The 12,573-nt window shown below is 41.9% G+C and carries 10 protein-coding genes; all 10 read left to right on the forward strand.

Going from position 1 to position 12,573, the window contains the following annotated elements:
• The first annotated feature begins 2 nt into the window (after positions 1-2).
• The gene (locus DUK53_RS12785; RefSeq protein WP_036089724.1) at positions 3-872 is read left to right on the forward strand and encodes a YitT family protein; all 870 of its coding nucleotides are present in this window, start codon (positions 3-5) and stop codon (positions 870-872) included.
• A 553-nt stretch (positions 873-1,425) separates the two neighbouring features.
• Positions 1,426-2,112 (forward strand): cell division ATP-binding protein FtsE, encoded by a 687-nt coding sequence (gene ftsE / locus DUK53_RS12790; RefSeq protein ID WP_036089727.1) that lies wholly within the window; start codon positions 1,426-1,428, stop codon positions 2,110-2,112.
• Positions 2,102-2,989, forward strand: coding sequence for a permease-like cell division protein FtsX (gene ftsX, locus DUK53_RS12795; protein WP_036089728.1), 888 nt, complete (start codon positions 2,102-2,104; stop codon positions 2,987-2,989). The genes ftsE and ftsX overlap by 11 nt, the downstream gene beginning before the upstream one ends.
• A gap of 98 nt (positions 2,990-3,087) precedes the next feature.
• Positions 3,088-4,356, forward strand: a complete 1,269-nt coding sequence (locus tag DUK53_RS12800) for a C40 family peptidase (RefSeq protein WP_036089730.1) — start codon at positions 3,088-3,090, stop codon at positions 4,354-4,356.
• Positions 4,357-4,488: 132 nt separating this feature from the next.
• Positions 4,489-5,859: a murein hydrolase activator EnvC family protein gene (locus DUK53_RS17975; RefSeq protein WP_036129726.1), complete on the forward strand. Its 1,371-nt coding sequence runs from the start codon at positions 4,489-4,491 to the stop codon at positions 5,857-5,859.
• 115 nt (positions 5,860-5,974) lie between these two features.
• Positions 5,975-7,426, forward strand: coding sequence for a cardiolipin synthase (gene cls, locus DUK53_RS12810; protein WP_036089735.1), 1,452 nt, complete (start codon positions 5,975-5,977; stop codon positions 7,424-7,426).
• Positions 7,427-7,438: 12 nt separating this feature from the next.
• Positions 7,439-8,611 (forward strand): PDZ domain-containing protein, encoded by a 1,173-nt coding sequence (locus DUK53_RS12815; RefSeq protein WP_036129729.1) that lies wholly within the window; start codon positions 7,439-7,441, stop codon positions 8,609-8,611.
• 298 nt (positions 8,612-8,909) lie between these two features.
• Positions 8,910-9,623 (forward strand): response regulator transcription factor, encoded by a 714-nt coding sequence (locus tag DUK53_RS12820; protein ID WP_103034994.1) that lies wholly within the window; start codon positions 8,910-8,912, stop codon positions 9,621-9,623.
• Entirely contained in the window at positions 9,620-11,392 is a 1,773-nt protein-coding gene (pnpS, locus tag DUK53_RS12825) for a two-component system histidine kinase PnpS (protein WP_036129731.1), read from the forward strand. The genes DUK53_RS12820 and pnpS overlap by 4 nt, the downstream gene beginning before the upstream one ends.
• A gap of 219 nt (positions 11,393-11,611) precedes the next feature.
• Positions 11,612-12,517 (forward strand): phosphate ABC transporter substrate-binding protein, encoded by a 906-nt coding sequence (locus tag DUK53_RS12830; RefSeq protein ID WP_036089743.1) that lies wholly within the window; start codon positions 11,612-11,614, stop codon positions 12,515-12,517.
• Positions 12,518-12,573 lie beyond the last annotated feature (56 nt).

The raw sequence follows: 12,573 nt of genomic DNA on the forward strand, positions 1-12,573 counted from the left end.
AAATGAGCGAAATAAAACCAGTCAAACGGCGTAAACTTCCGCCTAAATTAGCGAAAGCGATGGAGTATGTCTATGTTATTTTAGGCGCTTTCATTATTGCTTTGGCTTTCAATGTTTTGCTACTGCCAAATCATGTTGCTTCTGGCGGCGTGAGCGGGATTAGTACGATTATTAATTATTTAACGGGATGGACACCGGCTTACATTCAGTGGGCTTTTAATATTCCGTTATTCTTTGCAGGCGTATTTTTCTTGGGCTACCAGTTTGGAATCAAGACTTTTGTTGGCACGATGATTATGCCACTATTTGTTTATTTGACAGCAGATTGGACGGTTTGGACGCATGAACCACTCGTTGCCGCATTGTTTGGCGGTGTGTTGGTTGGTGTTGGGCTAGGCATTGTTTTTCGCGGCAAAGCATCGACTGGTGGTACAGATGTTATCGCCCAAATTTTGCACAAATTCACGAATCTTTCGCTAGGTATTTGTGTGGCTTTGATTGATGGGTTTGTCGTTATTGCGGCTATGTTCGTCTTTGATATCGAGTCGGGATTGTACGCGCTTATCGGACTTTTCGCTACGAGTAAGACGATCGACCTCGTTCAAGTGGGGCTCAATCAGTCAAAAACCGTGCTTATTATTTCTGAAAAGCAAGATGAGATACGCCACGCCATCCTTTATAAAATTGACCGAGGTATTACGCGTCTATCGGCAAAAGGCGGTTATACAGAAGATGACAGGCAAATATTGCTCTGTGTCATTGCCCAGTCCGAATTTTCAAGGTTAAAAGGCGTCATAAAAGAGATTGACCCAAACGCATTTGTCGTCGTTATGAGCGCAAGTGAAGTGATGGGAGAAGGCTTCAACTTATAATAAGAATGCAAAACGAGCAGCATTGACCAATCAAGTTAATGTTGCTTTTTTGTAATACAGTTTTAAAATAGCGCATCGTTTGTATAACAGTTGTGTAACAAGAAGCTCATTCAGAGTAAGTGGGAAGGTATTTGCTTACAAGAAGTGGTCTATTCCAATTGATTTCACTGTAACTATTTTTAATATCCCTGTAATGTTAATTCACTGGAAAACGCGGTACAATAGGAGAGTAGTAAAACAGTGCGGAAATTCGGGCACGTTTTTTTATGGTCTTTTTACAGAAAGAGAATAACGTAAAATAGTTAACAATGAAAATGAATGTAAATAGGTATGTTGCGAATAAAATAAAACTTGTCATTGGTTGAAATATAACTGTAACCTAATTAACCCATGGCTGAAAAATTGAAGTGTTATAATTGTATTATGCGTTGTGACTTCAAGTACTTCAGCAAAAATGGTGAGCCTTGTTTGAGACTTCACTGCACAGATTCGGGTTATCTTACATGTTATATCATTCCAACTTGATTTAAGAAAGGCATAGTTAGGTGATAAAATGATTGTTATGGAAGATGTCTACAAGAAGTATCCCAATGGTATAACAGCCGCGAACGGATTGAACATTCGGATCGATCAGGGAGAATTCGTTTATGTCGTAGGGCCGAGTGGTGCTGGTAAATCGACTTTTATCAAAATGATATACCGCGAAGAGCGAGCAACAAAAGGAACGATTAACGTGGGTAAATTTGATTTACTCCATATGAAGAATCGAGAAGTCCCATTTTTAAGAAGACATGTCGGCGTTGTTTTTCAGGATTTTAAGTTGCTACCGAGCAAAACCGTTTATGAAAACATTGCGTATGCGATGGAAGTAGTAGAGGAAGATCCGAAAGTCATCAAAGACCGTGTCATGGAAGTGCTAGACCTAGTTAATTTGAAACACAAAGTCAGAATGCTACCAGATGAGTTGTCTGGCGGGGAGCAACAGCGGATTTCGATTGCTCGCTCGATAGCAAATATGCCACAGGTTTTAATTGCAGATGAACCAACTGGAAACCTCGATCCTGATACTTCATGGGAAATCATGAATATCCTTGAAGAAATAAGTAATCGCGGAACGACAATCGTTATGGCGACACACAATAAAGAGATTGTTAATACTCTGAAACATCGTGTAATCGCTATTGAAAACGGTAGAATCGTTCGGGATGAACAGCAAGGAGATTATGGCTATGAAATTTAGAACAGTAGGTAGACATTTTAAAGAGAGCTTTAAGAGTCTCTATCGTAACGGTTGGATGACATTCGCTGCAGCTAGTGCGGTAACAGTAACTTTGATTTTAGTCAGTGTGTTCTTCGCAATTATGATGAACATGAACAAGTTAGCAGATGATGTTGAGAATGACGTTGAAATTAACGTGCATATCCAACTTACTGCGACCAAAGATCAACAGGATGAATTAAAAGCCAATATCGGAGAGCTAAACGGCGTCGATAGTGTCACATTTTCTTCCAAAGATGAGCAAATGGAGAAGTTAGTCTCTACATATGGTAAGGATTTCGAGTTGTTCGAACAAGATAATCCACTTTACGATGTGTTCATTGTTCAAGCGAAGGAGCCGAGTGAAACGGCGAAGGTTGCATCCCAGATCGAGAAAATGAAATATGTCGCAAAAGTGAACTATGGTGAAAAAACAGTAGATAAATTGTTTAATGTCTTGAAATGGGGACGATATGCTGGTATCATATTAAGTGCTGGTCTTTTATTAACAGCCATGTTCCTAATTTCCAATACGATTAAGATTGCGATTTACTCGCGTCGAACCGAGATTGAGATTATGAAATTGGTAGGAGCGACAAACTGGTTTATCCGGTGGCCGTTCGTGTTAGAAGGCGCTTGGCTAGGTCTATTAGGATCTATTGTGCCAGTCATACTAACATTTGTGGGTTACATCAACACATATAACCTTGTCAACCCAAGACTTGGAGAAGGCACCAACCTTTCCTTATTATCGCCAACCCCATTCATGTATGAAATATCAGGGTTAATCATTGCTATTGGAGTATTGATTGGTATATGGGGAAGCGCAATTTCCATCCGTAGATTCTTGAAAGTTTAACAATTAAATGCGTATCAGAGAAACGAACGCATTCTAAAAAATAATAAAAAAATTCAATGAAAGAAAAGCCTAGGGAGCTTTTTAGGAGGTAAAATCTTTTGAAAAAAAATACTTTAATCGCTGCGTCAATGGCAGCTGTAATCAGTTTATCACCGGTTTTTACAACAAATGCATTTGCGGACGTTAACACAGACATCCAACAGAAAGATGCTAAGCTAAACGATCTTAAATCTAAGAAAGCTGATTTACAAGCTGATCTATCATCTCTAGTAACAAAACTAGAAACAGCGCAAGCAAAATCTAAAGAGCTACAAGCGAGCTTCAACAAATCAGCAGAACAATTAAAGAAATTAAACGCTGATATCGCGGCAATCAATGCCCGCATTAAAGAACGTGAAGGTGTCCTTAAAGAGCGCGCTCGTTCTATGCAAGTAAACTCAAATTCAAACGTATATCTTGATGTTGTCTTAGGAGCAAATAATTTCAGCGATTTAGTAGACCGTGTGTCTGCTGTAAACACAATTGTTGATTCTGATAAAGCTATCCTTGATGAACAACAAAAAGACGAAGATGCTTTGAAATCAAAATCTGCATCTGTTAAAAAAGAGCAAGAAAAACAACAAAAAGCAATCGCTAGTTATGAAGAACAACAAAATAAAATCGAAGCTCAAAAAGCTGAGAAAGAAGCTGTTGTAGCACAATTAGCAGCGCAACAAGCAACAACAGAACAAGAAAAATCTACTTTAATCGCGCAACGTGATAGAGAAGCAGCAGCAGCGGCGGCTCGTGCGGCAGCAGCGAAAGAAGCGACAACTGTTCAACCATTAGCAGCTACGGAAACGAAAACAGAATCATCATCGTCGAATGCAAGTTCGAATGATTCTTCATCTACAGCGTCATCTTCTAATGACAACAGTTCTAAATCTGAAAGTACTACAGCGAAAAAAGCATCATCAAATAATTCAGGTTCAACAAACAATAATATCCCAACACCAACAGGTTCTGGTTATGATGCAATGATTTCAACTGCTTACGCACAATTAGGTAAACCATATTCACTAGGAGCAACTGGACCAGGTTCATTTGACTGTTCTGGATTCACTTCTTACTCATTCCGTGCAGCAGGAATTTCTCTTCCAAGAACTTCAGGTGCTCAATATGCAGCATCTACTAAAATTAGTTCAAGCCAAGCAAAACCAGGTGATTTAGTATTCTTCAGCTATGGTAGCGGAATCGCTCACGTTGGTATTTACATTGGCGGAGGCAAAATGATTAACGCGCAAAACGACGGTGTTAAAATCGATAGCCTTTCAAGCGGCTTCTGGGCACAATCTCTTGTAGGTTTTGGCCGTGTAGCTAACTTTTAATCGTAAAATATAACAAGCGTTTTTGAAAATAGAAAAGTACCTTTGTATGATTATTTACGAGGGTACTTTTTTTCTAATCTAACGCATGGAAAAAATAGTAATATATGAATCTGATCTAGGAGGAATTAATACATGGCATATAAGAAATTACTCGTAAATAGCCTTGCAATAACTGTAGCAGTTGGCCTTTTTAGTACAGTGCCAACCAATGTAAAGGCTGCTGACTTAAATGAACTACAGAAACAACAACAAGCAATTCAGCAACAACGTTCTACTATAGATAATCACATTGACGAGAAAGATCATGAAGTATCCGTTCTTGAAAGAAAGCAACAAACGACGGCTGCTGAACTGGAAAGTCTCGTAAAAAGCATTACAGAAACCAATAAAAAGTTACAAAAGCAGCAACAAGAAGTAGCGGTAACGAATGCAGAAGTAAGTAAGTTAAAAAATGAAATCGTCGTGTTACAAAAAAGTATCGATGATCGTCTTAATTTACTAAAAGATCGTGCACGTGCTATCCAGGTGAACGGAAACGGACAAGAGTACATGAATGTAATTTTAGCGTCGGATAACTTCAGTGATTTTATTGATCGCGCAACGATGGTATCGACACTTGTTAATGCGGATAAAGATATTATGAGTGACCAGAAGAAAGATGAGGACGCTCTTAACTCTAAGCAAAAGCAAACAGAGACTAAGTTGGCAGGATTGAAGAAATTATCTACTGAAATCGCGCTATCAAAAAACAACTTAGAAAGCCAAAAAAGTCAAAAAGATGAGTTAATCTTGGCAATCGCGGCTGAAAAAGACTTAACGCAGCAACAAAAGAATGATTTATTAGCGCAACAAGGTGAATTGGCAGCGAATGAACAAGCAATCGCTGGAAATATCCAAGCGGAGAAGAACCGCCAAGCGCAACAACAATTAGCAGCAGCGCGTAAAGCGAGCGAAGAACGGGCAGCAAGGGAAGCGCGAGAAGCCGCGGCACAGGCAAGATCTAAGGTCGTTACACAGACCGAAACTGCGGCAGCCGCAACGACAACACCAGATACACCAGCAGTTTCGATTCCTTCGATTAGTGCTGGTTCCCAAACAGGCATGTTCATTAAACCGGCAGCTGGAATCCTGACGTCTGGATTTAGCGATAGAACGAATCCGGTGACTGGTCAACATGAATCGCATAAAGGGCAAGATATCGCCGCAGGTGGTAGTGTGCCAATTTATGCAGCAGCAGGTGGAACGGTTGTTTTCTCTGGTTTCGGCGCTCCAGGTAGCGGTTATGGTGGCTACGGATATGTTGTTGAAATCGATCATGGAAATGGCTACCAAACACTTTACGGTCATATGAGAGCAGGAAGCTTGCAAGTGGTTGCAGGACAAAGCGTTTCTCAAGGACAAGGCATCGGCATGATGGGCTCAACTGGGCAATCGACTGGGCAACATCTTCATTTTGAAATTCATAAAAATGGTGTTCCAGTAGATCCATCACCTTATATTTAATATCGAACTCGGCTAGCCACTTTTGGTAGCCGAGTTTTTGTGTGATACTAAGGCAATACTTCACCTCTGATTTATGATATGATAAAAAGGTAGCATTATTATTGGGAGGTACATTATGGGGATTATCGCGGGATTACTGATTGTTTTGCTAGTCATCAATCTATTTTTCGCTGCTGTGATGGTGTTTTTAGAAAGACGAGACACATCAGCAACGTGGGCTTGGCTGCTAGTACTAACATTCATACCTGTTATTGGATTTGTTATATACTTAATATTTGGCCGAAAGCTCTCCCACCGCAAAATTTTCGACTGGAAGGGACAGGAGAAAATTGGATTGCGAGAGTCGACGGATAATCAGATTAGCATGATTAGGCAGCAGGAGTTTCCGTTTAGCGATCGAAATGTAGCAAAGCATCGGGATTTGATTTATTTATTGTTGGTGAACGATGGCGCAATTTTGACGCAGGATAATGAAGTGACGATTTTCACAGATGGGCATGAGAAGTTCGATGCGTTGATGCGGGATATTGAGATGGCGACGGACCATATTCATTTGATTTATTATATTATTCACTCGGATATGCTGGGAAATCGTTTACAGAAAGCGCTGATTAAAAAGGCAGAAGAAGGCCTCGATGTTCGGGTGATTTATGACGCGATGGGATGTCGAACTACGAAAAAGGCTTTTTGGAATAAGTTAAAGCAAAATGGCGTCAAAGTATGGCCGTTCTTCCCTTCGAAATTACCGTTGATAAATTTCCGATTGAACTACCGTAATCATCGTAAATTGGCGATTATTGATGGTGAAATTGGCTATATTGGTGGATTCAACGTGGGGGATGAGTATTTAGGGCTTGATGATAGTTTTGGATACTGGCGTGACACGCATCTTCGGGTTCGTGGAAAAGCGGTTTTTGCGATGCAGACGAGATATATTATGGACTGGAATTCGGCGGCATCGGCTAGTCAAAAGCTGGATTATCAAACGCGCTATTTTCCGAGTTTTCACGGTAAGGGACAGACGAGTATGCAGATTGTATCCAGTGGACCGGATTCGGAATGGCAGCAAATTAAGAATGGTTACATCAAAATGATTAACTCGGCGAAGAAATCGATTTATTTGCAGTCGCCGTATATTATTCCAGATGCGAGTTTGCTAGAGGCGCTTAAAATCGCGTCGCTGTCTGGTGTCGATGTGCGTTTGATGATTCCGAATAAGCCGGATCATGCCTTTGTTTACCGGGCCACGACGAGCTATTGCGGGGAATTGATTGAGAGTGGTGCAAAGGTTTATATTTATGATAATGGCTTTATTCATGCGAAAACGCTTGTTGTGGACGGAGAAATTGCTTCGGTTGGGACGGCAAACATGGATTTTCGCAGTTTTAGACTGAATTTTGAAGTGAATGCGTTTATGTATGAAAAGAAAATAGCTCAAAAACTAGAAGATATTTTTTTACAGGATATTTTGAAATCGTATCAGCTGACGGAAGAATTGTATGCAGAGCGCTCATTTTGGATAAAAGTGAAAGAGGCGGTGTCGCGGCTACTTTCTCCGATACTATAAGAGGTGAATGGAATGGAGACAATAATAGTAGAAATTGTAAAAGGAATTGGCAGTATATTGGTACAACCGGCGTTATACGTGTCGATATTGATAGCGATTATTGCTGGCTTTAATCGAATAAAATGGGAACGGAAATCCTTTCATGTACGGATACATTCACCTTGGCAGGAGCTAAAAGGATTCTTCGGTTTAGGTATCGTTTTTGGTGTGGCGATTTCGATTATCATGGTTTTTGTAGGTTTTACGCTGACGATTGGATGGATCGCGATATTTAATGTCGTGCTGATTGTGTTGTTGCTCGTCGGGATGTTTAGGATGACTTCCACGGCGTATACGATTGGGATTACCAGCCTCGTTTATTATGCGGTCTACTATTTCGACTGGCAGTTGGCGCCGTTTGAAGACCGGATGTTGCCGATTCGCGATTTGTATATTGATAATTTCATGATTGTTATTGTGTTTGTATTGGCATTATTGCTTGCGGTAGAGGCGTTTTTGATTCAATTTACCGGGGCCAACCAAGCCTCACCAATGCTTCGGAAAAGTGGGCGCGGAAAATGGGTTGGAGCATTCCAGTTACGCCGTTTATGGTTATTACCACTTGTATGCTTTATTCCAGGACACGGTTTTGCAGCATTATTTGACTGGTGGCCTATTTTTCAAATCGGGAATCAGACATTTTCCTTGATGGTATTGCCGATTGTGATTGGTTTTCAGCAACAAGTCCAGTCTCAGTTGCCAGCACAAGCGACGCATAAAATTGCCGTCCGAGTGACTAGTTTATCTATTCTGATCGCGCTACTTGGCGTAGTTAGCATCGTGATTCCAGTTTTGAGCTTACTCGCATTTATCGTGGCAATCGCAGGCCGATTTTGGATTTCCTATCGTCATCGTAACGAGGAACGGGATTCTGCCTTTAAGTTTACACCACAAGTGGATGGCATTATGGTTCTAGGCGCACGGGAAAATACGCCAGCTAGCCGAATGGACATTTTGGCGGGAGAGGTCATCATGGAAGTAAACGGGATACCGGTGATGGATCGCGAAGATTTGTACGAGGCGCTAAATGAAAACCGAGCTTACTGCAAACTAAAAGTCCGTGACAACAACGGCGAACCACGAATTGTCCAAACCGCTATCTATGAAGAAGACTCATTTGAACTAGGTTTATTCATGGTAGAATAGTTTGACTCTATTTGAACTTCGAATAGTAAAAAAACGCCTCAGGGCTGCTAGAACTGCCCAGATCCTAGGCAAAAGTGAGTACCGAAACGGAATGTACGATTTGTACATGAGTATCGGAACGGAACTTTTAACGACGAAAATGGGTAGTTCTCGCAGCCCTGACTTTTAAGATTGTGTTAAGAGTGACCGTTTTCTACCCGAAAAAGGTAAATTCGTGCTATATTTTAGTGGAAGAATACATAACAAGTTGTGGCGGGATTGTAAAGGGCTGCGCGTTATGAATGGGGAGGAAAGAGCATTGACCAAGATTTTAGTAGTGGATGATGAGTCTTCTATTGTAACTTTACTGCAATTTAACATTGAAAAGGCTGGCTTTGATGTAGTGACGGCAGAAGATGGTAGGACAGGGTACGAGCTTGCTTTGTCGGAAAAACCGGATTTGATTGTACTCGATTTAATGTTGCCTGAGATGGACGGGATTGAAGTGTGTAAGCAGTTGCGCCAAGATAAGGTGGAGACGCCGATTTTGATGTTAACGGCAAAAGATGACGAATTGGATAAAATTATTGGTCTGGAGCTTGGTGCGGATGACTATTTGACGAAACCGTTTAGCCCGCGTGAGGTTGTGGCGCGAATCAAGGCAATTTTGCGACGGAGTGCTGGGAAAGCGACGGATGTGGAACCGGAGGAGTTGCCAAAAGAGAAGGCGCTGCAAGTTGGTGAGTTGAAGATTCTGACGGAGAGTTATGAGGTGTATTTGCAGGATGAGTTGCTGGATTTGACGCCGAAGGAATTCGAGTTGTTGCTCTATTTGGCGAATCACCGGGGCAAGGTTTTTTCGCGAGATCAGTTGCTGGATGCGGTCTGGAATTATGATTATATTGGCGAAACGCGGATTGTGGATGTGCATGTGAGCCATTTGCGCGATAAAATTGAGGCGGACACGAAGCAGCCGCGCTACATTAAGACGATTCGTGGTTTTGGCTATAAGATGGAGAACGTGAAATCATGAAAAAATTATGGCTGAAAATAGGACTGTCTTTTTTTATCTTATTTTTTATTGTCATGGTGATTGTGGGCTTTTTCTCAGGGGAATTGATGAAGAGTGTTTACTTGCATATGAAGGAAAGCCAGTTGCAGGATGATGCGAAGATATTGTTGACAACGACGAAGCTAGAAGATGTTGATTTGGACCAGGATGCGGATAAAATTCAGTCGAGCTTAAAACCGCTAGAGGATAAAATTGATGCGCGGATTACGGTCATTGATCAGACGGGGCATGTGGTCGCTGATACGAAGGAAGATCCGCACGGTCTGGGTAGTCATATGGATCGTCCGGAAGTGCAGGAAGTCCTTGAGCAAGGAAAAGATGTGGGGATTGCTACGCGAAAAAGCTCTACGCTTGGTTATAGTATGCTGTATGTGGCTGTTCCAATTACGCATAACGGTGTAACGGATGGTGTGTTGCGAATTTCGATTTCACTGGAATCGGTGGAAAAAGCGGTCCATCAATTATGGCTCAGCCTCACCTTGATATTTGGCTTGGCGCTAGTATTTATTGGCTTTATCAGCGCGGTGATTGCGCGACGGATTACGCGACCGGTCAACGAGATTATCGACGTGTCGATGGATTTGGCGAACCACCGTTATTACAGCCGAATTACCGGAAAAACGAGCGGCGAATTGCAGGATTTATCGCTAAGTGTGAACCAACTGGCGCAAAGTTTAGAGAAGCAAATGCAGGAAATCGAGCTTAACCAGCAGCGACTAAGCGGAATCGTGCAGAACTTGGTCAGCGGTGTGATGCTGATTGATCAACGAAAACTGATTGTGATGACGAATCCAATGATGGAACAAATTATCGGTGAAAAAGAACTGACAGGAAAAGCGTATTATGAAGTTTTGAAAAGTTTTGCTTTGACGCAGCTTGTCGATCAGTGTTTAGATCAAAAAGCTTTCCAACAAGAAGAGATTACGATTTATTTCCCGAGGGAGCTTATTTTAGACGCCAACGTTTCGCCAATTTTATCAAAAACGGGCAATATAACAGGCGTGATTTTGCTGTTGCATGATATTACTGAAATTAGAAGACTGGAAAATGTGCGTTCGGAATTTGTCGCGAATGTGTCGCATGAACTGAAAACACCAGTTACCGCGCTGAAAGGCTTTGCGGAAACGCTACTTGATGGCGCGATGTACGATGAAGCGCTACTCAAGAAATTCCTCACCATTATAAAAGAGGAAAGCGATCGTTTGCACCGCTTAATCATGGATATTTTAGAGTTGTCGCGAATTGAGCAGAAGCATGTGTCGATGAATTTGGAGCAGGTGGACGTGGAGGACGTGGTGATTACGACGATGGATACGGTTCGCTCGATGGCGCTTGAAAAAGGGATTCAGCTTGTGTCGCCGAATTTAGCGTCGCCGGTGATTATCCAAGCAGAGCGTGATCGGTTGCAGCAAATCTTGATTAACCTCATTTCAAACGCGATTGTGTATACGCCACAAGATGGGACAGTATCGGTCGGCGTGACGGAAAACGAGGCTAATGATACGATTGCTATCACGGTCACCGATAATGGAATCGGCATACCAGTCAAGGATATCGATCGGATTTTTGAACGTTTTTATCGTGTTGATCGTGCTCGTAGCAGGCATTCCGGTGGCACAGGACTTGGACTTTCCATTGTGAAACATATTGTGGAGAGCTGCGGCGGTCAGATTCAAGTCGAAAGCATCGAAGGTTCAGGCACAACATTCACCGTAACACTTCCAAAATAAAAAGGTAACGCAAGTCGTGATTTTAGCGGCTTGTGTTTTTCTTTACATAAGATCCAGCTCCAAACCGCCCAATCCGCGGTCTTTTTGTCATTTCCTGATAAAGAAATTTACAGAATCATCATCTTTACATTCTCTTAACATTAGCTACACATCCCCTTAATCCAGAAGAGGTATAGTAGGTTTGTAAGTTAAATCGAAAAAAAAGGTGGTTTACAGTTTATGAAGAAGAGATTTTTAGGAATAGTAGCTGTTATTGCAGCATTCACAATGATTATAGCAGGATGTGGAAATTCGGATACATCATCAGATAAAGCAAACGGAAATGCAGATAGCAAGGAAGTTTCTGGTTCGATCACGGCGGTCGGCTCAACAGCACTACAACCTCTTGTCGAAGCTGCTTCAAAACAATTTACAGCTGAGAATCCTAAAGCACAAATCAACGTGCAAGGCGGCGGATCTGGTACTGGCCTAACGCAAGTGCAACAAGGCGCAGTGGATATCGGCAACTCGGATGTTTTCGCTGAAGAAAAAGACGGCGTTGATGCTTCAAAATTAGTAGACCACAGAGTCGCAGTAGTCGGCATGGCACCAGTCGTGAACAAAGACGCTGGCGTGAAAAATATTTCGAAACAACAATTAATCGACATCTTCACTGGCAAAATTACAAACTGGAAAGATGTTGGCGGTAAAGACGAAAAAATCACGATCATCAACCGTGCAGAAGGAAGCGGAACACGCGCAACTTTTGAAAAATGGGGCTTAGATGGCGCGACTCCAGTAAAAGCACAAGAACAAGATTCCTCAGGTACCGTTCGTAAAATCGTAAGCGAAACACCAGGAGCTATCAGTTACCTAGCCTTCTCTTACATTGACGATTCGATCCAAGGACTTTCCCTTGATAATGTAGAGCCGAAAGAAGAAAACGTAGCAACAAACGATTGGAAAATTTGGGCTTACGAGCATATGTATACAAAAGGTGAAGCGACAGGACTTGCGAAAAAATTCCTAGCTTACATCACGAGCGAAGACGTTCAAAATGACTTGGTGCCACAACTTGGTTACCAATCGATTCACTCGATGAAAGTAGAACGCGACGCTAAAGGAAATATCACAGACGTTAAATAAAAAATATATTGGGGAAGGCGTCTACTTCTAAGTATAGAAGTGGGCGCAAACCCGTT

This window comes from Listeria sp. SHR_NRA_18 (assembly GCF_003856515.1).
In the GTDB taxonomy this organism is placed as follows: Bacteria; Bacillota; Bacilli; order Lactobacillales; family Listeriaceae; genus Listeria_A; species Listeria_A newyorkensis.

Excerpts from the sequence above, each read along its gene's own strand:
- DUK53_RS12785 (WP_036089724.1), top strand. The coding sequence starts at position 3 with ATGAGCGAAATAAAACCAGTCAAACGGCGTAAACTTCCGCCTAAATTA.
- ftsE (WP_036089727.1), top strand. The coding sequence starts at position 1,426 with ATGATTGTTATGGAAGATGTCTACAAGAAGTATCCCAATGGTATAACA.
- ftsX (WP_036089728.1), top strand. The coding sequence starts at position 2,102 with ATGAAATTTAGAACAGTAGGTAGACATTTTAAAGAGAGCTTTAAGAGT.
- DUK53_RS17975 (WP_036129726.1), top strand. The coding sequence starts at position 4,489 with ATGGCATATAAGAAATTACTCGTAAATAGCCTTGCAATAACTGTAGCA.
- cls (WP_036089735.1), top strand. The coding sequence starts at position 5,975 with ATGGGGATTATCGCGGGATTACTGATTGTTTTGCTAGTCATCAATCTA.
- DUK53_RS12815 (WP_036129729.1), top strand. The coding sequence starts at position 7,439 with ATGGAGACAATAATAGTAGAAATTGTAAAAGGAATTGGCAGTATATTG.
- pnpS (WP_036129731.1), top strand. The coding sequence starts at position 9,620 with ATGAAAAAATTATGGCTGAAAATAGGACTGTCTTTTTTTATCTTATTT.
- DUK53_RS12830 (WP_036089743.1), top strand. The coding sequence starts at position 11,612 with ATGAAGAAGAGATTTTTAGGAATAGTAGCTGTTATTGCAGCATTCACA.